The organism is Anaerococcus sp. AH8042_DFU013_CI05, assembly GCF_047936775.1.
In the GTDB taxonomy this organism is placed as follows: Bacteria; Bacillota; Clostridia; order Tissierellales; family Peptoniphilaceae; genus Anaerococcus.
Genome location: NZ_CP175954.1, coordinates 880,149 through 899,553, shown reverse-complemented (window position 1 = coordinate 899,553; position 19,405 = coordinate 880,149). Strand labels below are relative to the sequence as shown.

Annotated in this window: 19 protein-coding genes; 18 read left to right on the top strand and 1 reads right to left on the bottom strand. The window is 31.8% G+C overall.

Features of this window, described 5'->3' with window-relative positions; genetic code table 11:
• Positions 1-9: 9 nt before the first annotated feature.
• Genes ACKRLN_RS04705 through ACKRLN_RS04685 form a run of 5 tightly spaced genes read left to right on the top strand, consistent with a single transcriptional unit; the run spans position 10 to position 8,549 of the window.
• Positions 10-4,902: a phosphoribosylformylglycinamidine synthase gene (locus ACKRLN_RS04705; RefSeq protein WP_416334414.1), complete on the top strand. Its 4,893-nt coding sequence runs from the start codon at positions 10-12 to the stop codon at positions 4,900-4,902.
• On the top strand, positions 4,902-6,353 hold the full coding sequence (gene guaB / locus ACKRLN_RS04700) for an IMP dehydrogenase (protein WP_416334413.1): 1,452 nt from the start codon (positions 4,902-4,904) through the stop codon (positions 6,351-6,353). The genes ACKRLN_RS04705 and guaB overlap by 1 nt, the downstream gene beginning before the upstream one ends.
• A gap of 8 nt (positions 6,354-6,361) precedes the next feature.
• On the top strand, positions 6,362-6,838 hold the full coding sequence (purE, locus tag ACKRLN_RS04695; RefSeq protein WP_416334412.1) for a 5-(carboxyamino)imidazole ribonucleotide mutase: 477 nt from the start codon (positions 6,362-6,364) through the stop codon (positions 6,836-6,838).
• Positions 6,838-7,857: a phosphoribosylformylglycinamidine cyclo-ligase gene (gene purM / locus ACKRLN_RS04690; RefSeq protein ID WP_416334411.1), complete on the top strand. Its 1,020-nt coding sequence runs from the start codon at positions 6,838-6,840 to the stop codon at positions 7,855-7,857. The genes purE and purM overlap by 1 nt, the downstream gene beginning before the upstream one ends.
• Before the next feature lie 11 nt (positions 7,858-7,868).
• Complete coding sequence (locus tag ACKRLN_RS04685) at positions 7,869-8,549, top strand: phosphoribosylaminoimidazolesuccinocarboxamide synthase (RefSeq protein WP_416334410.1); 681 nt, start codon at positions 7,869-7,871, stop codon at positions 8,547-8,549.
• A gap of 76 nt (positions 8,550-8,625) precedes the next feature.
• On the opposite strand, the gene ACKRLN_RS04680 is transcribed toward ACKRLN_RS04685, so the two are convergent.
• Positions 8,626-9,564 (bottom strand): alpha/beta hydrolase, encoded by a 939-nt coding sequence (locus tag ACKRLN_RS04680; RefSeq protein ID WP_416334409.1) that lies wholly within the window; start codon positions 9,562-9,564, stop codon positions 8,626-8,628.
• Between the two features lie 240 nt (positions 9,565-9,804).
• Here ACKRLN_RS04680 and ACKRLN_RS04675 point away from each other — a divergent pair, with 240 nt between their 5' ends.
• The 13 genes from ACKRLN_RS04675 to ACKRLN_RS04615 all read left to right on the top strand — a co-directional run bounded on the left by ACKRLN_RS04675 (position 9,805) and on the right by ACKRLN_RS04615 (position 19,375).
• The gene (locus ACKRLN_RS04675; protein WP_416335377.1) at positions 9,805-10,221 is read left to right on the top strand and encodes a DUF523 domain-containing protein; all 417 of its coding nucleotides are present in this window, start codon (positions 9,805-9,807) and stop codon (positions 10,219-10,221) included.
• Positions 10,222-10,249: 28 nt separating this feature from the next.
• Entirely contained in the window at positions 10,250-10,564 is a 315-nt protein-coding gene (locus tag ACKRLN_RS04670) for a MazG nucleotide pyrophosphohydrolase domain-containing protein (protein ID WP_416334408.1), read from the top strand.
• Positions 10,564-11,127 carry a TIGR00730 family Rossman fold protein gene (locus ACKRLN_RS04665; protein WP_416334407.1) on the top strand — a complete coding sequence of 188 codons (564 nt, stop codon included), beginning with the start codon at positions 10,564-10,566 and terminating at the stop codon, positions 11,125-11,127. The genes ACKRLN_RS04670 and ACKRLN_RS04665 overlap by 1 nt, the downstream gene beginning before the upstream one ends.
• 20 nt (positions 11,128-11,147) lie before the next feature.
• Complete coding sequence (locus ACKRLN_RS04660; RefSeq protein ID WP_416334406.1) at positions 11,148-11,459, top strand: hypothetical protein; 312 nt, start codon at positions 11,148-11,150, stop codon at positions 11,457-11,459.
• A 98-nt stretch (positions 11,460-11,557) separates the two neighbouring features.
• Positions 11,558-12,298: an ABC transporter ATP-binding protein gene (locus ACKRLN_RS04655; protein WP_416334405.1), complete on the top strand. Its 741-nt coding sequence runs from the start codon at positions 11,558-11,560 to the stop codon at positions 12,296-12,298.
• Positions 12,291-13,817 (top strand): ABC transporter permease/substrate-binding protein, encoded by a 1,527-nt coding sequence (locus ACKRLN_RS04650; protein ID WP_416334404.1) that lies wholly within the window; start codon positions 12,291-12,293, stop codon positions 13,815-13,817. Before ACKRLN_RS04655 ends, ACKRLN_RS04650 begins: the two co-directional genes overlap by 8 nt.
• A gap of 109 nt (positions 13,818-13,926) precedes the next feature.
• The gene (locus tag ACKRLN_RS04645) at positions 13,927-15,294 is read left to right on the top strand and encodes a pyridoxal phosphate-dependent decarboxylase family protein (protein ID WP_416334403.1); all 1,368 of its coding nucleotides are present in this window, start codon (positions 13,927-13,929) and stop codon (positions 15,292-15,294) included.
• 58 nt (positions 15,295-15,352) lie between these two features.
• Positions 15,353-16,411 carry an enoyl-CoA hydratase/isomerase family protein gene (locus ACKRLN_RS04640; protein WP_416334402.1) on the top strand — a complete coding sequence of 353 codons (1,059 nt, stop codon included), beginning with the start codon at positions 15,353-15,355 and terminating at the stop codon, positions 16,409-16,411.
• 55 nt (positions 16,412-16,466) lie between these two features.
• Positions 16,467-17,681, top strand: coding sequence for an NAD(P)/FAD-dependent oxidoreductase (locus ACKRLN_RS04635; protein ID WP_416334401.1), 1,215 nt, complete (start codon positions 16,467-16,469; stop codon positions 17,679-17,681).
• Between the two features lie 2 nt (positions 17,682-17,683).
• Positions 17,684-18,100 carry a DUF1801 domain-containing protein gene (locus ACKRLN_RS04630; RefSeq protein WP_416334400.1) on the top strand — a complete coding sequence of 139 codons (417 nt, stop codon included), beginning with the start codon at positions 17,684-17,686 and terminating at the stop codon, positions 18,098-18,100.
• Positions 18,075-18,764: a YdeI/OmpD-associated family protein gene (locus ACKRLN_RS04625; protein WP_416334399.1), complete on the top strand. Its 690-nt coding sequence runs from the start codon at positions 18,075-18,077 to the stop codon at positions 18,762-18,764. The genes ACKRLN_RS04630 and ACKRLN_RS04625 overlap by 26 nt, the downstream gene beginning before the upstream one ends.
• Entirely contained in the window at positions 18,761-19,195 is a 435-nt protein-coding gene (gene aac(6') / locus ACKRLN_RS04620) for an aminoglycoside 6'-N-acetyltransferase (protein WP_416334398.1), read from the top strand. The genes ACKRLN_RS04625 and aac(6') overlap by 4 nt, the downstream gene beginning before the upstream one ends.
• Positions 19,196-19,210: 15 nt before the next feature.
• Positions 19,211-19,375: a hypothetical protein gene (locus tag ACKRLN_RS04615; RefSeq protein ID WP_296142809.1), complete on the top strand. Its 165-nt coding sequence runs from the start codon at positions 19,211-19,213 to the stop codon at positions 19,373-19,375.
• The last annotated feature ends 30 nt before the right edge of the window (positions 19,376-19,405 follow it).

Sequence of the window (19,405 nt, the reverse complement as noted above, 5' to 3'; positions counted from 1 at the left end):
GAAAATTTAGTGAATATATTAATTATTGGCTCAGGCGGTAGAGAACACGCTCTTGGCAAAAAAATAGCAAGCGAGGGTAGAAAACTATTTTTTGCACCAGGTAATGGGGGCACATCTAAGCTAGGACAAAATATAGATATAAAAGTAGATGAGATTGATAAATTAGTAGAATTTGCCAAAGAAAATAATATCGATTACACAGTAGTAGGACCAGAATTACCTTTATGCCAAGGTATTGTAGATGAATTTGAAAAAAATAATTTGAAAATATTTGGTGTAAATAAAGCAGCTTCAAAATTTGAATCAAGTAAGGCTTATACAAAAGAATTTTTAAATAAATATGATATAAAAACAGCAGCTTACCTTAGAACTGAAAATAAGGAAGAGGCAAGAAAATATGCTAATAAATTATTAGATGAAAAAGGCATAGTAGTTTTAAAAAGAGATGGACTTGCTGCAGGTAAAGGTGTCTACATCATTGATAATACAGAAGAGTTAGAAAAAACAATAGCAGAAGTTTTTTCAAAAGATAAGGAAATTGTGATAGAAGAATATATCAATGGTTTTGAAATGAGCCTGCTTTGCTTAACTGACTCAAAAAACATTATTCCACTGCCAACAAGCAAGGACCATAAAAGAATATTTGATAAAGATCTAGGGCCAAATACTGGAGGCATGGGAACATATGCACCAAACTTAGAAGCAGAAGCCTATAAAGAACAAATTGCAAAAGATATTTTACCAAAAATCTTAGAAGGATTTAATAAGGAAAATATAGACTACCGAGGAGTTTTATTCATAGGATTTATGATAAATGAATCTGGAATCTATGTTTTAGAATTTAACGTAAGATTTGGTGATCCAGAAACTCAAGTAGTTCTAGAGTTAATAGATAATGATATCTTAGACTTATTAATGGCTACTTCTGAAGCAAAATTAGATGGAGTAAATTTAGATGTAAATGATAAAAAGGCTACATGCTTAATACTAGCATCAGAAGGCTACCCAGAAGCTTATGAAAAAGGCAAAGAAATAAGTTTTGATGATGATATAAGATCAACCATTTACCATGCAGGAACAAAAGAAGAAGATGGAAAAATCTTGACAGCTGGTGGTAGAGTTTTAAATATCGTTGCAACAGCTGATAATTTTGATGATACTATCAAAGAAGTTTATGAAGATGCTAAAAAAATAAACTTTGACGGCAAATATTACAGAAAAGATATAGGACCAACTGTAAAAAGAGTTTATGTTAGAAGAAAAGATTCCTTTGACTTTGAATCCCAAAATCTAAAAACCAAAATAAACAGTACTTTAGATATAGACTTAGCAGAGCTTAAAATCTATAAAAGATATGATATTGAAACAAGCGATGAAAATTTAGAAAAAATATTATATCAAGTTTTAGCGGAAGCTCCAATAGATGAGGTATACGCTTTCGAAGATGCAATCAACCTACAAGCTTCATTCAAAAATGCAGTTGCAAGCCAATATTTACCAGGCCAATTTAATCCTAGAGAAAAAGGGGTTATAGATACTGCATCTCTTATCATTAATGATGATAACTTAGAAGTAAAAGCATCTACAGTTTACGAATTATCAGATGTAAGTGAATCTGATCTTGCAAAAATCGAAGAATTTTTGATAAATCCAGTAGATTCTCAACAAGTAAGTCTCATTGGAATTCCTACAACTCTTAAAACTGACCATGATAAAAATCTAGAAAATGAAACTTATGATGGCTTTAGAGACTTTGATGATAAAGAGCTAAGCTTATTCTTAGAAGAAAACTCCATGGCGATGAGTCTAGATGATATCAAAATGGTAAGGGATTATTTTAAGAAAGAAAATCGTGATCCAAATGAGACTGAGATAAAAATCTTAGATACTTACTGGTCAGACCACTGTAGGCATACAACCTTTAATACTTATTTGGATATAGAATTTAATACAGCTACTCTTTTAGATGAGGCTATTAGGGATTCATTTGAAAAATACTTACAAATGAGAAAAGTACTAGACATCAAAAAACCTATTAATTTAATGAGTTTTGGAACAATTCTTGCTAAATATATGAGAGCAAATGATAATTTTGATGACCTAGAAGTATCCAGCGAAATAAATGCTTGCTCTATTTATACAAAAGTTAGAGTTTTAAAGGATGGTAAAGAAAGTCTAGAAGATTATCTTTTAATGTTTAAAAACGAAACCCACAACCATCCAACAGAAATCGAACCTTTTGGTGGCGCATCAACTTGTCTAGGTGGAGCCATCCGTGACCCACTTTCTGGTAGAGCTTATGTTTACCAAGCTATGAGATTATCTGGTGCTGCAAATATAAAAGAAGATTACAGTGAAACTTTAGCAGGTAAACTTCCACAAGCAAAAATAACTTACGAGGCAGCCCAAGGCTATTCTTCTTATGGTAACCAAATAGGACTTGCTACTGGCCTTGTAGATGAGTTTTACCACGAAGGATACAAAGCAAAACGTATGGAGTGTGGAGCAGTTATGGCTGCGGCTCCAGCAGAAAATGTAAAAAGAATTGACCCTACACCAGGAGATATTGTAATACTTCTTGGAGGAAAAACTGGTCGTGATGGAGTAGGTGGAGCAACAGGATCATCCAAATCCCACAATATAAGCTCTATAGAAACAGAATCAGCTCAAGTTCAAAAAGGAAATGCTCCCGAAGAACGTAAAATCCAAAGATTATTTAGAAATATAAAAACTGCCAAACTTATAAAAAAATGTAATGACTTTGGTGCAGGTGGGGTAGCAGTTGCTATTGGTGAACTTGCTGATGGAATAGATATATATTTAGATAGAGTTCCACTAAAATATAAGGGGCTAAAACCATTTGAAATAGCCTTATCAGAATCTCAAGAAAGAATGGCAGTTGTAATTTCAAAAGATGATAAAGAAATCTTTATGAACTTAGCAGCCGAAGAAAACTTGGAAGCTACAGAAGTTGCTACTATAACTGATGACAATACTATGACTATGTATTATGAAGACCAAGTTATAGCAAATATTTCTTATGACTTTATAAATACAGACGGTGCTGAAAGATATGCAGAAGTTGAAGTAGTAAGCGAAGATATTCCAGCTCTCTTAACAGAAAAAGATAATGATCCAAATAAATTCTATGAGAAAGTAGAATCACTAGATGTAGCATCTAAGAAAAACCTAATAGAAATGTTTGACTCATCAGTAGGGAAAAATACAGTTCTTAATCCATTAGGTGGGAAAAAATTATTAAATCCATCTCAAGTAATGGCAGCGCGACTTCCAGTTGATGAAGGAGTTTCAAAAACTGCTTCAATTATGACTTATGGATTTGATCCATACCTATCAAGTGAAAGTCAATACTTAGGTGGTTACTATGCGGTAGTTGAATCTATTTCAAAACTAGTAGCCATAGGATCAGATTTAAATCAAATTAGACTAACATTCCAAGAATTTTATGAAAAAATGGATAGCAAAAAAGCTTGGTCTAAGCCATTAAAATCTCTATTAGGTGCCTTTGAAGTAAGCAATCACTTCACAATGCCACCAATAGGGGGTAAGGATAGTATGAGTGGAACTTTTGAAGATATAAAAGTCCCACCAACACTTATTTCATTTGCAGTTACTACTGAAGATGTAGAAAATATTATTTCAAATGATTTAAAAGGTGAAGGAAAGCTTGGTTTAATAAAAGCTTCTTACAAAGATGATGGAACTCTTGATTTAGATGAATTAGAAAATAATTATCAAAATCTAATAAAAGATATAAGAAATGGAAATATCATCTCAGCTATAGCCCTAGATAGAAAAGGACTTTTAGCAAATGTCTATGAGCAAGCAATTGGCAATACTGGTTTTACTTTAGATTATGATAATTTTTATAATCCTATGTATGGATCATTTGTTGTAGAATACAAGGATGACCGAGATTTCATCGAAAATATTGGAAGTTTTTCTGATGATATTGTTGTAAATGGGGAAAAATTAGATAAAGACAAATTATCTGATTCATTTATTCACAGTCTAGATGAAGTATTCTCAGGTTATGAAGAAGTTAAATATCAAGAATTAAAAACTAAAAAAGTAGAGAGAAAATTAAAATCTAACAAAGCAGTAGAAAAACCAAGGGCGATAATACTTGCTGCCCCAGGAACAAACTGCGAATGGGATACCCAAGATGCCTTTAGAAAAGCAGGTGCTGATACTGAAATTTTAGTATTTAAAAATCAAGATGAAAAAGATATTGAAGAATCTATAAAAAGACTTGATGAAGAAATCAGAAAATCACAAATATTTGTAATTCCAGGTGGCTTCTCTCTAGGAGATGAGCCAGATGGATCAGCTAAGTTTTTGGCAAATATTTTAAGAAATGAAAAAATTGCAAAAGCTATTGATTATCTATTAAATGAAAATGATGGTTTGATTTTAGGAATTTGTAATGGATTCCAAGCCTTGGTAAAAACAGGATTACTTCCATATGGAGAAGTCCTTGTACCAGAAGATAATGACCCAACTCTTACAAATAATACAAGTTCTCGACATATAGCAACATTTGTAAATACAAAAACCCTTACTAGCAACAGTCCATGGACAAGGGGAGTAGACTTAGATAAGACTTACAGAATCCCAATATCTCACGGTGAGGGAAGATTTATAGTAAATGAAGAAAAACTTAATGAACTTTTAGAAAATGACCAAGTATTTTCAGTATATGAAACATCACCAAATGGCTCAAACTATAATATCGAAGGAATCATCTCTAAAGATGGTAAGATTTTAGGAAGAATGGGACATGCTGAAAGAATAGATGAAAATCTATTTAAAAACGTATACGATGTAAATAGAGAAAATATTTTTGAAAATGCAGTTGAATATTTTAGAAAGGATAAATAATGCAATTTTTAGGAGATGCACTAACTTTTGATGATGTACTATTAATACCAGGACCTTCAGAAGTTTTACCGAATGAAGTTGATACATCAACATATCTAACAAATAAAATAAAATTAAATATACCAATGATGTCAGCTGGAATGGATACTGTTACTGAATCACAAATGGCTATAGCTATGGCAAGACAAGGTGGTATAGGGATAATCCACAAAAATATGTCCATAGAGGAGCAAGCTAGACAAGTAGATGTTGTAAAAAGATCAGAACATGGAGTTATAACTGATCCGTTCTACCTACATCCAGAAAACATCTTGCAAGATGCATTAGATATCATGACCAATTATAAAATATCTGGAGTGCCAATAGTAGATAAGGATATGTATTTAAAAGGTATCCTTACAAATAGGGACGTAAGATTCCAAGATGATCCAAGTGTAGTAATTGATGAGATAATGACTAAGGAAAATCTTACTTTGGGCCATGAAGGTATCAAGATGAAAGATGCTATCAAGCTTATGGAGTCTGCAAAGGTAGAAAAACTTCCAATAGTAGATGATGCTAACAAGTTAAAAGGACTTATAACTATAAAAGATATTGAAAAAGCAAGACAATATCCAAATTCTGCAAGAGATGAAAATAACAGACTTTTGGTAGGAGCTGCAGTTGGTATTACAAATGATATGTTTGATAGAGTAGATGCTCTAGTAAAAGCAAATGTAGACGTAATTACAGTAGATACTGCCCACGGCCATTCTAAAAATGTAGTTTCCGCTATAAAAGATATCAAAGAAAAATACCCTGACTTACAAATCATAGCTGGTAATATTGCCACCGCTGATGCAGCGCACGATTTAATAGAAGCTGGAGCAGATGCTATAAAAGTAGGTATAGGACCAGGATCAATTTGTACTACACGTGTTGTAACAGGTATTGGTGTTCCACAAATTACTGCAATTATTAATTGTGTAGAAGAAGCGAAAAAACACAATATTCCAGTTATAGCAGATGGTGGTATCAAATACTCAGGAGATATTACAAAGGCTTTAGCATGTGGGGCATCTGTAATAATGGCAGGTTCCCTCTTTGCAGGTACTGAAGAGTCTCCTGGAGAAACAATCCTATTTGAAGGTAGACAATTCAAAGAATACCGTGGCATGGGATCACTTGCAGCTATGAAAGATGGCTCAGGAGATAGATATTTCCAAACAAATACTAAAAAATATGTTCCAGAAGGTGTAGAAGGTAGAGTAGACTACAAGGGACCAGTTGGAGAAGTAGTTTATCAATTACTAGGTGGACTAAAATCAGGTATGGGTTATGTAGGTAGCAAAGATTTAAACGAACTTTATGAAAAAGCTAAATTTGTTAAAATCTCTCCAGCATCACTTATAGAAAACCACCCACACGATATTACAATTACAAGAGAATCACCAAACTACACAAAAAGATAGGAGAAAGTATGACAGATATTAGAGTTATCATGGGCTCTGCATCAGATGTAGAGATAGGTAAAAAAGTTACTAAAATTTTAAAAAAATTTGATATAGACTATGAAGTTTCAGTAATTTCTGCCCATCGTACCCTAAATGTTTTAGAAGATACTATGGCAAAAGATGATGCAAAAGTTTATATAGGCATTGCTGGAATGGCAGCCCACCTTGCAGGAGTTATGGCAGGTATGACAATAAAACCTGTCATAGGTCTTCCAGTTGGTGGAACAAACACTGCTGGACTTGATGCACTTTTATCAATGGTACAAATGCCAAAAGGAGTACCAGTCGCAACAGTTGCAATAAATGGTGGAGATAATGCAGCCCTTTTAGCAATTCAAATCCTAGCCCTAGCAGATGAAAACTTAGCGCAAAAGCTAAAAGATTACAAAAAAGAAATGCTAGATAAAGTTATAGAAGATGATAAGAATCTTGAGGAAATATAATGGCAAAACTAACATATAAAGATGCTGGTGTAGATAAGGAAAAAGGCTACGAAGAAGTAGAACTTATCAAAAAAATTGTAAAAAAGACTCATGATAGTGAAGTTTTAGCTGATATAGGTGGATTTGCTGGAGCCTTTGCACCAAATCTAGAGGGAATAAATAATCCCGTACTTATTAGTGGTACAGATGGAGTTGGCACAAAAATAAAACTTGCTATGGATATGGATAAGCATGACACAGTAGGTATAGATTGTGTGGCTATGTGCGTCAATGATATTGTTTGCCAAGGTGCAAAACCATTATTCTTCCTAGATTATATAGCAACAGGAAAACTAGATCCAAAAAAAATGTCTGACCTTGTAAGTGGTGTAGCTCAAGGCTGCTTAGAGTCAGAAGCTGCTCTTATAGGTGGAGAAACTGCAGAAATGCCAGGCATCTACACAGAAGAAGATTATGACCTAGCAGGCTTTGCAGTAGGCATAGCTGATAAAGAAAAAATAATAACTGGAGAAAATCTAAAAGAGGGAGATATTGCTATAGGTTTAGCTTCTTCAGGGGTTCATAGTAATGGATTTTCTCTAGTAAGAGCTGCTATGGATCAAGCAGGGGTTTTGTTAGATGATAAATTTGATGAAGAACAAACTATCGGTGAAAAACTTCTCACACCTACAAAAATTTATGTAAAAGATATTGAAAAGTTAAAAGAAAAAGTAGAAATAAAAGCAATTTCTCATATCACTGGTGGGGGCTTATACGAAAATGTTCCTAGGGTATTAGCTGATGATCTGTCAGTAGATTTTGATCTTAGCAATTTAGAAATAGATCCTATATTTAAAAAAATCCAAGAATGGGGAAATATCGATACAGATGAAATGTATCATACTTTTAATATGGGTATTGGTATGGTAGTTTTTGTAGATTCGTCTAATGAAGAGAAGGTCTTAGAAATCTTAGGTGAAAATGCTAAAACTATTGGAAAAGTAATAAACGGTAATAAAGATATAAAAATTAATCTATAAGGGGATAAGTTATGGAAAAAGTATACACAGGAAAAACTAAAGACGTTTATAAATTAAACGATGAAGAATATTTATTAAAATTCAAAGACGATGTAACAGGAAATGATGGAGTATTTGACCCAGGTGCTAATTCCGTAGGACTTACAATGGAAGGTGCAGGTCACCAAGCCGTTGCTATGACCAAATACTTTTATGAAATATTAAATGATAAAGGACTTACAACCCACTTTGTATCAGCTGACTTAGACAAAAATGAAGCAGTAGTTAAAAAAGCGGATGTTTTTGGTGAGGGAGTTGAAGTAATAGTTAGATACTATGCAGTAGGTTCATTTATTAGAAGATATGGAAAATATATTGAAAGCGGAACAAAAATCGATCCATATGTAGAAATAACTTTAAAAGATGATGACAGGGATGATCCACTAATTACAAAAGATGCCCTAGTTCTTTTAAACATCATGACAGAAGAAGAATATGAAGAACTAAAAGACTTAGCTTTAAATATCGGGGAAATTGTTAGAGAAGAATTAGCGGAAAAAGACCTTGACTTATACGATATCAAATTTGAATTTGGTAGAATAGAAGATGGCAAAGTTGCCCTCATAGATGAAATCTCTGGTGGAAACATGAGAGCTTACCAAGGAGATAAATATATCGAGCCTCTTGAATTAGAAAAAATTATGCTAGGTTAAGAAAGAATAAATAAATTAATTTTAAAAGGCCACTAAGTCTTAGTATCAAACTTGACTTTGTGGCCTTATATTTTTATCATTTGTATTTTTTAAGAAAATTAGCAACTATATTCTTGTATTCTTCACTTTCTTTTCTAGGAAATTCTGCATGCTTGTATCCTTTGGCGGTAAATATTTCTTTGTTATTATGATTTATAGACTTATAAAGATTTTCGCCCATATGAGGGGGAGTTAGAGTATCTTTATCAGCATTTGTAATTAGAACCGGTTTGCTGACCTTTTCTATAAATTTACTAGCATCTATGTCATCAAATGAAAAATGAAGTTTTAGCATGGTATAAATATTTCCAGCAAATTTCATATAAGAAGCTGGGACACCTTGTTTTTGTTCGATTTCTCTTAATTTCTCATCCAAAAATTCGTTAGAATTAGCTAGAGGGGATTCTAGGATAAGATAATCTATATTTTGATCATCTCGACCGGCCGCAATTGCAGAACTTGCTGCACCGTAGGATTCGCCCCATAAAACTATTTTTCCATTTTCTCCGATTTCTTTTTTGGCAATATCGATAGCATCCAAAATATCATATGACTCAAGTACCCCAAAAGTATTGTAAGGAGCTTGATTGTTTCCAGAATTTCTTTGGTCAATAGCTAGGACATCATAGCCAAGATTTAAAAACATATCCATAATATGACTTAAAGATTTACCTGTGCCGCCCATGCCATGGACTAGGACAGCCATATTTTTATTTCCATCTTGTTTTACTAAAAGAGCTGGGATATTGTGTTTGTATTTGCTAGATGGAAAATTTATGTAATGGACTTCTTTTCCCTTAACAAAATCTTCAAATTCTTGTTCATAAGATTGTTCACCTATTAAAGTTTCCTCTCTGGAAACCATATTTGTAAATCCGTTAAATACCTGCGAGCCTATAAATAGAGTAAATCCTATAAATATAGCTAGCAATATTGCTAATAAAGTTATAATTATCTTCTTTTTATTTTTAGTCATAGTGAGCTCCTAATTGCAAATGTTTTCTTACTAAAAATATATCTTTTAATTTTATGGTGTCAAGGTAAGTATAATGTTAAATTTTAAAAGATATATCATACTAACAATTAGTTTTAAATCTATCTATAAAGAAATTTAGAGAATTATAAGAACTTTTCAAGTGTTGTTACTTATTTAAATATAATAAATAAGAGTTATAGTATTAATAGTAAAAATTTAATGAATGAGGTAGATCTAGAGATGAAAATTGCAGTAAGTGCTTGTTTATTAGGTGAAAATTGTAAATATAATGGTGGCAATAATTATAATAAAAAATTAGTTGATTTTGTAAAAGACCATGAAGTTATATCTTTGTGTCCAGAAGTTCTAGGAGGCCTAGCTACGCCAAGGCTGCCAGCTGAGATTGTAAACGGTCTTGTTAAACAAAAGGATGGAATATCTGTTGATGATGAATTTAAAAAAGGTGCCAAAAAAGCTTTAGATATAATAAAGAAAAATAAAGTTGATTTAGTAATCTTACAATCAAGAAGCCCATCCTGTGGGGTAAATAATATATATGATGGCTCATTTACTGGAAATCTTATAAAAGGTAAGGGAGTCTTTGCAAAAATTTTAGAAGAAAATAATATTAAAGTTATCGATGTAGAAAACTTATAATTTTATAATTGACTATTAGGAGGATAATATGAATATTGAAGAATTTCAAAATTGGAATAAAGAATTTTATAATAAAAGATCCTGGGATGAATATAACTCTTTTATTAGAATGAATTTTTTATGTGAAGAAGTCGGAGAACTGTCTCAAGCAATTAGAAAGTATGAAATAGGAAGAGATAGACCAGATGAAGAAGAAAAGTCTAGATCTGAAAATATGCAAGGGATAAAAGAAGAAATAGGAGATGTTATTGATAATATAACAGTATTGATAAATAAATATGACCTATCACTAGAAGAAATATTAGAAAATCATATAAAAAAAATAGAAAGTAGATTTGAATAATGAATATAACTGTATTCTGTGGTGCCAGTTTGGGAACTAATTGTATATATAGGGAAAAGGCTATTGAATTAGGTAAATGGATAGCTAGTAATAACCACAGACTTATATATGGTGGAGGGAAAATAGGATTAATGGGCTTACTTGCCGATACTGTTTTAGAAAATGGCGGTAAGGTTACAGGAATTATACCTACTTTCTTAGTCGAAAGAGAAATTAGTCACCCAGATATTACCGAACTTATAACAGTTGATAATATGTCTGATAGAAAGAATTATATGGTTGAAATGGGAGATGCATTTCTTGCTTTGCCTGGAGGGCCTGGCACACTAGAAGAAATTACTCAAGTCATATCTTGGGCTAGAGTTGGAGAAAATGACTGCCCTTGTATAATGATGAATGTCAATGGCTATTACAATTATATAGAAGATTTTTTCAATAAAATGGTTAATGAAGGATTCTTAAGCCCTGAAGACAATAAAAATACTCTGTTTTCAGAGAATATCAATGAAATAGAAGAATTCATAATAAATTATAGGAAACCTAAGATTAGAACATACAATTAATAATTGAAAGGAAATAAAATATGAAATTAACAGACTTTACAAAAACTGACCAAGATGAAATTGAAAAAGGATTGTCAACAGCCAAGCTTACTGATAAAGAAGCTACTAAAAAAATTCTAGCCCTAGTACCTGAAGAATGGATTAAAAAAATTCCGTTCTTTGTAAGAGGTCATGCTACAACTAAGAGTGTAGAAAAAATTGCTAATGAATATCCAGATTTATATGCTGTTGCAAAAGAGCCTGGAGATTTACCAGAAAAAGAACGCGAAGAGCTTCGAAAAATAATTACAGATTTATTCCGTGAAAGAATGGATAAGCACAATATTAAATAATAAAAGTTAATTAGTTTAGTTGAAGGACTTTTAAGGTATAAATCTTAAAAGTCTTTTTTTATGACTAGTTATTTTAATGAAGTAGGAAAGGATAAATAATGATTAAATATCAAAATGTATCAATGGCTTATCCGGATAGTGGCAAAGTCTTAGATGATTTAAATTTTGAAATAAAAAAAGGAGAATTTTTTGTAATAGTTGGCCCTAGTGGTAGTGGAAAGACGACTACGCTAAAGCTTATAAATAGACTAATAGAGCAAAGTGAGGGGGATATTTTATTTAATGATAAAAAAATAAAAGATTATCCTCTTAGGGAATTAAGATTAAACATGGGTTATGTTTTGCAACAAATTGCACTTTTTCCAAATATGACAGTGGCAGAAAATATCGCCCTTATTCCTGAAATGAAGAGAATGGATAAGAAAACTATCGCTGAAACTACAAATAAACTTTTAAACGAAGTAGGTATGGATCCAAAAGTTTATATCAATAGATTGCCAAAAGATTTATCTGGTGGAGAAAAACAAAGAATAGGTATTTTAAGAGCTATCGCTGCAAATCCAGATGTTCTTTTAATGGACGAACCATTTTCTGCCTTAGATCCAATTAGCAAATCTCAACTACAAGATTTAATTACAAAAATCCACAATGATTATAAAATCACAACAGTTTTTGTAACTCACGATATGAACGAAGCTATTAAATTAGCAGATAGGATTTGTATTATGAAAGATGGTAAGATTGTACAGATAGGCACGCCAAGAGAAATTATAGAAAAGCCTGCCAATAGTTTTGTTAGCCAGTTTTTTGAAAATGAAAGTGAGTTAATCCATGAATAATTTAATAACAACTTTTAATGAAAGAAAAGCTGACTGGATAGGAGCTTTATTTGAACACTTAGAGATTTCTCTAATTTCATTAATTATAGCTATTTTATTAGCAATTCCTCTTGCTATAGCTTTATCAAATAAAAAAAGAGCAAATGAAGCAATACTACAAGTAACCAGTATTTTTCAAACAATACCATCCCTTGCCTTGCTGGGACTATTTATTCCATTAATGGGTATCGGAAAAATTCCTGCCATTACTGCTCTTGTAATTTATGCCTTATTTCCGATTTATCAAGCAACTGTAACCGGTCTATCAGAAATAGACCCATCTTTAGAAGAAGCTGCCACTGCTTTTGGTATGACAAAGTGGGAAAAATTAAAGAAATTTAAACTAAGTTTGGCAATGCCAATCATTATGTCCGGTGTAAGAACATCTGCCATAATGATTATAGGAACTGCAACTTTGGCGGCTTTGGTAGGCGCTGGAGGACTTGGAACATTTATTTTGCTAGGAATTGATAGAAATAATTCTTCATTGATCCTAATTGGAGCGATTTCTTCAGCGATTTTGGCAATATTATTTGGAGTTTTGATTAAATTATTACAAAATAAAAAACCAAAAACGATACTTATAACTCTTATAATAGCAAGTCTTGTCACACTTTTAAGCTTAACTCCTTTTGGAGGAAAAAGTTCTAAAAAATTAGTTGCAGCCGGAAAGCTTGGAGCTGAACCAGAAATACTTATAAATATGTATAAGGAATTAATCGAAGAAAATTCTGACATAAAAGTGGAATTAAAGCCGAATTTTGGGAAAACTAGCTTCTTATATGAAGCTTTAAAATCTGGAAGTATAGACATTTACCCAGAATTTACAGGTACGATTACAAGTTCACTTTTAAAAAATGATATTGGTAAAATTTCTAATGACCCTAACGAGGTCTATAAGATAGCTAGGGATAAAATTTATGAGCAAGATAATTTAGCTTTACTATCGCCAAGTAAATTTCAAAACACTTATGCACTAGCAGTAAGGGAAGATTTTGCAAATGAAAATGATATTAAAAAAGTTTCCGATTTAAAAAATGTAGAGAATAATGCTATCGCTGGCTTTACTTTAGAATTTAATGATAGAGAAGATGGTAATCGTGGATTAAAATCCTTATATAATTTAGACTTGGATGTAAAAACTATGGAACCTGCTCTAAGATATACGGCAATTTCAAATGGCTCTATAGATATAACTGATGTTTATTCTACAGATAGTCAAATTATTACAAACAAACTAAGAGTTTTAGAAGATGATAAAAAACTATTTCCACCTTACCAAGCTGCACCTTTATTAAGAAGTGAAACTTTAAAAAAATATCCAGAGCTTGAAGAAATACTGGCAAAACTAGCTGGAAAAATAACAAATGATCAGATGACTGAAATGAATTATATGGTAGATGTGGAAGGCAAGGCAGCTAGTGAAGTTGCTAGAGAATTTTTGATAAAAGAAAAGTTAATAGAAAAAAATAATAACTAAAATAATCACTTTAACGTTGCAAAGCGTGTACTTGCGAGGATTTTAAATTTCTTGTATCTTATTTTATAGAGGGAGAATAAGTAGAAAATTTATTTTGTTGAGGTGAATTATGGATAATAAATTTTGGACACATGAAAATGAAGCAGTTGAACTTAGCTTAGAATGGGCAAAAGAGAGAACTGTATCTGGTTCCGATCCAAAAACAACTGCCCTTACTGCAAATGAATTAAGAGAAAAAGTTGGCCAAACTATTACCGAAGATGGTATTGGACCAAAACAAGCCTTAGAAATTTTTGAAATATTAAATAGGGCGACTCGTTCAGCCGATGATCCTATGAATTTTGCATATATACCATCTGCACCTACAAAAGCGGCAGTTGCCTTTGATGAAGTGGTATCAGCTGCAAATGTATTCGGAGGTATCTGGGAATGCGGTGCTGGTGCAATTTTTGCAGAAAATCAAGTAGTAGATTGGCTAAAAGAAAATCTATCTTGGCCTAAAGAAGCTGTTGGTACTTTTGTATCTGGTGGAACACATGGAAATCTTTCTGCCCTAGCATGCGCTAGAGACCATGCTAAAAATGTTTGGAAAGAAAAAGGAAAATATGTAAATGGCAGACCAAGTGGTGGTTATAAGTTAATTATTTCAAAAGATACACATTCATCAGTAAAAACAATAGCAAAAGTTTTGGATGTAGATGTTCTTACAGCTGAAACTGATGAAAATGGCAGGATGACAGGGCAAAGTGTAGAAAAACTTATAAAAGAAAATGAAGGTATTTTTGCAGTTGTTGCGACTACCGGTACAACAAATACTGGCTCTATCGACCATATAGAATCTATCTCTGAAGTTTGCAAAAAATATGATATATGGCTTCATATAGATGGTGCTTATGGTGGGGCTGGAATTTTAGCTCCAAGTGTAAGAGAATTATATAAGGGAATAGAAAATGCAGATTCATTTATAGTTGACCCTCACAAATGGCTATTTGCTCCGTATGATTGCTGTTGCTTAGTGTATAGGAATCCCAAAAATGTATATCAGACATTTTCTCAACGTGCAGAATATTTGGAAGGGGTTGACCACAGCCAATCAAATCCAACAGATATGGCAATTCACTTATCTAGAAGGACAAGAGGACTGCCATTATGGTATTCACTAGTTACTTATGGTAGCAAAAAATATAGTGAAGCAGTTGAACTTTGTATATCCAATGCAAAAAAATGTGCCGAAACCATAAAAAATACTGCCCACTTAGAATTAGTGATGGAACCAACCTTATCAATAGTGGTCTTTAAAAGAAAAGGCTGGCAAAAAGAAGATTATGAAGCATGGTCAAGAGATTTGGCACTAAGAGGAAAACTTCTTTGTTTACCATCTAGCATTGACGGGGAAACTATACTAAGACTTGCATTTTTAAATCCAAATACAGATATAGAAAAAGCTATAAATATAATAGTAGAAACTACAAAATAAATGTTTAAAAACTTCACTTACTTTATACTTACAAGTGAAGTTTTTTAGTGGAGTTATTATGATAGAAAATAAAGTAATAGAAAAAGTTGGGATTATATATTTAAATAGGCCAGATAAGATTAATGCATTAAATCTATCTATGGTCGATCAAATATACTATATCTTAAAAAGTTGGGAATCAGATAAAAATATAAATGTTGTTTTGTTTGATAGTTTATGTAGTAAAGGATTTTCTGCTGGAGGAGATTTAAAAGAAATATATTATGATTATCTTATAAATAATAATTGCAAAGATAAGGACTTATTATTTAAAAAAGAATACGATTTGGATAAGTATATTAAATCTTACAGCAAACCCATCATCAGTTATTGGCATGGAATAGTTATGGGTGGAGGTGTAGGCCTTAGTATAAATTCTGATTTGATAGTATGCGAAAAAACTACAAACTGGGCCATGCCTGAGACAAGTCTTGGTTTTGTGCCTGATGTAGGAGTGCAAAAATATATTTCAAACTTGCCCCAAGCTTTAGGTCAGTATATTGGGTTATGTGGTGTAAGCCTAAATTCATATGACCTAATAAAATATGATTTAGCAGATATAGAACTTAGCCAAATAGCTTATGAAAAATTTTTAAAGACTCTATATAAACTTTCAAATACATATGCAGGTGAAGATTTAATAAATCAACTTAAAAATCAATTAGAGAAAACAAATAATATTTTGAAAGATAGTTATATACAAAATAACATGGAAAAAATAGAAAAATATTTTTCCTTATCTAGCATGGAAGAAATCTTTAATAAATTAAACTCTAATTTGAATGATGAATTTACTAGAAAAACTTATGAAAATCTATCTTATAAAGATCCTTTTATATTAACTCTTCAGTTTGAAAAGTATTTTGTGTGCAAAGAATTAACTTATGAGCAAACTATCGATTTAGATTTAAAAATTGTCCAATATGCCATAACAACAAAATCTATTAATGAAGGCATAAGATCGAAAATAATTGATAAGGATAATAATCCAAATTGGCCAGTACAAAACTTTAATCAAATCAATGAAACAGATATTAAGAATTTATTAGACATCAAAAAATTATACAAAGATATATAAAATTACAATATCTTGTGGGTAAAAATAATAATATTATAAAATTAAAAGAGGAAATATGAAATTACATACAGGAAAATTATATTGGCCAGCTAACACTGAGGCTGTTTGTTTAAAAATAAATAACAATATCACTGATAATTCCGATGTGCTTGTGGTTGGTTCAGGTATGTCAGGAGCTTTGGCAGCTTATGAACTTTCTAAAAATGGTTACAAAGTCACACTTATAGAACAAAATAGGATTGCCTCTGGGTCAACATCTGCAAATACTGGTCTTATCCAATACATGTCAGACCAAGGAGTAAAGTCTTTTGCTGAACAAATTGGAACTCAAAAGGCAGTTAAGTTTTATAACCAGTCTAAGGAAGCGGTTGCTGATCTAATAAAAATTGAAAAGCAATTAATTGAACTTGACCAAGAAACTTTTAAGAAAAGTGATAGTCTAATACTTGCTACAGATAAGAAAAAAATCAAAGATGTAAAAGATGAAAGCACTATGCAAAAAGAAATAGGCTATGATGTAGAGTACTTAAATGAAAAAGAGTTAGAAGAGCTTAATATAAATGCATATGGTGCTCTTAAATGTAGTCCAGATATAAATTTAAATCCTTATGCTTTTGTGCTTAGATTGTTAAAAACTGCATCAGAAAAATATAAGCTTGATATAGTAGAGAGTGTAAGATTTATAGAAGCTAGAAAAGAAAACGGTGAAAATATTGTAAGCTTAGAAATAGCAGGTGAGAAATTAGAAAAATCTTACAAAAAAATTGTAATAGCAACTGGATATAACCCACCAGTTCAATTTCAAAAAAGCTTAAAGAATATAGAAATTTATAAAACCTATGTAGCTGTAAGCCAAGTTATTAGAATATCTGATCGAGAAGATTATCTAACTTGGGAAGTTAAAGATGCCTATACTTATTTTAAGAAAACTTTTGATAGTAGACTTATGATAGGCGGTTTTGATGAAAAGGGCGATAAATTAAAAGAAAAAGATGCAATAAAATATGAGAAAGATTTGATAAAGGGTGCAAACTTGATGTTTGTAGATAAAAAAGATATGATTTCCGAATATAACTACGCTGCTCTTTTTGGCATTAGCAAAGACAATTTGCCATACATGGGAGTAGATCCTGATAATAAGGACATATTTGTAGTTTGTGGAGTTGGAGGAAATGGTACAGTTTATTCTAAAATTGCATCTACTATGATTAGTAAATGGATAAATGGTGAAAGTCTTGATGATTATGAAACCTATAGATTGGCTAGGTAGAAATGGGAAAATTTGAACCAACTGGCCAGAAAGTCGAAGATATTATAAATAACTTAGCTTCAAATCGTAAAATTGAGGATGCTAATATACTAGTTGATTTATATAAAAGACTTAGTGGATATAAGCCAGTTGTTTGGTATCCGGGCATTATTGGATTTGGAGAATATACCTATGAAACTGAGTCGGGAATAAAGGGTCAGTCTCCAATTATTGCCTTTACCCCTAGGAAAAATAAAATTTCTTTATATATTGATAGGAATTTACAAGATAGGGAGAACTTGCTTAAAAAACTAGGTAAACATACACAAGGCGCAAGCTGCGTTTATGTAAATAGGCTTCAAGATATAAATTTAGAAGTATTAGAAGAAATTTTAATAAAATCAATGAGAAAGATTGAAAAGAGAGAAAACAATGGATGAGACTTTAAAAAAGAAATTAAAGTTGGATAAATTTGAGAACATCGCTTTAGTAAAAAATTCAAAAGAAAAACAAACAGCTTTTGAAGGATTTGATTTTAAAAATAAAAATGACGTATTATTGGATTTGGCTATAGCCTATGTCTATTCATTAGAAGAAATGAAGGAACTTTTAGAAGCTTTACGGAAAAATAAAAATGTAAAAGAAAATGGATTGATTTACCTGGCATATCCAAAAAATAAAAATAAGTTAGGACATGATTCCATTCACAGAGATGATATTTTCCCCTTTTTAGATGTAAATGAAGATGATGGTTATGTAAAAGGCACTAAGTTCAAGTTTAATAAAATGTTAGCCTTAGATGAAAACTACACCTTGATAGGTTTAAAACATCTACCCAAAAAAGATTTTAAAAAATCTCAAAAACCATCTGCTAGGGTGGATGACTATATTGAAAATATAAGAGATATAGAAGAATTTTTAAAGAATTATCCTAAACAATATGATTTTTACCAGTGTCTAACTCCAGGCTATAAAAAAGGTTGGGCAAGATATGTTTATTCAGCCAAAACTCAAAAAACTATAGATAAACGACTAAATGAAATGGTAGAAATTATGAAAGAAGGCTATAAATCTAAAGAATTATATAGACAGGCTATCAAATGATAAGACAAGCTAGCAAAGAAGATGCAGGAATTTTAGCTAAAATGGCTGTAAAAATTTGGGATAATAATTCAGCTGACGATTTAGTCAAAGAATTTTGTGAAATGGCAGATGACCCTAATAGTATTTGTTTTATAAAGTATAGCGATAATCTACCAGTAGCTTTTGCAAATGCTAGTTTGAGATATGATTATGTAGAAGGTACAGAATCCACCCCAGTGGGATATTTAGAGGGCATATTTGTAGAAGAAGGATATCGTAAACAAAATATTGCTAAAGAACTAGTAAAAACTTGTGAAAGTTGGGCAAAAGATATGGGTTGCAAAGAATTTGCAAGTGATTGTGAATTGTCTAATTTAGATAGTCTTGCCTTTCATCTGGCTATTGGCTTTAATGAGGCCAATAGAATAATTTGTTTTAAAAAAGATATATAAATCAAGGAGGATTTTATGGATAGCAAAATGGGGACTTGGGTAGCTTTAGGTCTAGCTCTTGGAGCAGGAGTTGGTTCAGCTATAGAAAATATTCCACTAGGTATTGGAGTAGGACTTATCTTAGGAGTGGTTGGAGGTCTAGTGAGTTCCAAACAAGAAGATAAAAATAAAAAGGCATAGGCCTTTTTTTATTTGACAAATGACACGGTG

Bases quoted from the DNA above. Each gene is read 5' to 3' on its own strand.
- guaB (WP_416334413.1), top strand. From the start codon at position 4,902: ATGCAATTTTTAGGAGATGCACTAACTTTTGATGATGTACTATTAATA.
- purE (WP_416334412.1), top strand. From the start codon at position 6,362: ATGACAGATATTAGAGTTATCATGGGCTCTGCATCAGATGTAGAGATA.
- purM (WP_416334411.1), top strand. From the start codon at position 6,838: ATGGCAAAACTAACATATAAAGATGCTGGTGTAGATAAGGAAAAAGGC.
- ACKRLN_RS04685 (WP_416334410.1), top strand. From the start codon at position 7,869: ATGGAAAAAGTATACACAGGAAAAACTAAAGACGTTTATAAATTAAAC.
- ACKRLN_RS04680 (WP_416334409.1), bottom strand. From the start codon at position 9,564: ATGACTAAAAATAAAAAGAAGATAATTATAACTTTATTAGCAATATTG.
- ACKRLN_RS04675 (WP_416335377.1), top strand. From the start codon at position 9,805: ATGAAAATTGCAGTAAGTGCTTGTTTATTAGGTGAAAATTGTAAATAT.
- ACKRLN_RS04670 (WP_416334408.1), top strand. From the start codon at position 10,250: ATGAATATTGAAGAATTTCAAAATTGGAATAAAGAATTTTATAATAAA.
- ACKRLN_RS04665 (WP_416334407.1), top strand. From the start codon at position 10,564: ATGAATATAACTGTATTCTGTGGTGCCAGTTTGGGAACTAATTGTATA.
- ACKRLN_RS04660 (WP_416334406.1), top strand. From the start codon at position 11,148: ATGAAATTAACAGACTTTACAAAAACTGACCAAGATGAAATTGAAAAA.
- ACKRLN_RS04655 (WP_416334405.1), top strand. From the start codon at position 11,558: ATGATTAAATATCAAAATGTATCAATGGCTTATCCGGATAGTGGCAAA.
- ACKRLN_RS04650 (WP_416334404.1), top strand. From the start codon at position 12,291: ATGAATAATTTAATAACAACTTTTAATGAAAGAAAAGCTGACTGGATA.
- ACKRLN_RS04645 (WP_416334403.1), top strand. From the start codon at position 13,927: ATGGATAATAAATTTTGGACACATGAAAATGAAGCAGTTGAACTTAGC.
- ACKRLN_RS04640 (WP_416334402.1), top strand. From the start codon at position 15,353: ATGATAGAAAATAAAGTAATAGAAAAAGTTGGGATTATATATTTAAAT.
- ACKRLN_RS04635 (WP_416334401.1), top strand. From the start codon at position 16,467: ATGAAATTACATACAGGAAAATTATATTGGCCAGCTAACACTGAGGCT.
- ACKRLN_RS04630 (WP_416334400.1), top strand. From the start codon at position 17,684: ATGGGAAAATTTGAACCAACTGGCCAGAAAGTCGAAGATATTATAAAT.
- ACKRLN_RS04615 (WP_296142809.1), top strand. From the start codon at position 19,211: ATGGATAGCAAAATGGGGACTTGGGTAGCTTTAGGTCTAGCTCTTGGA.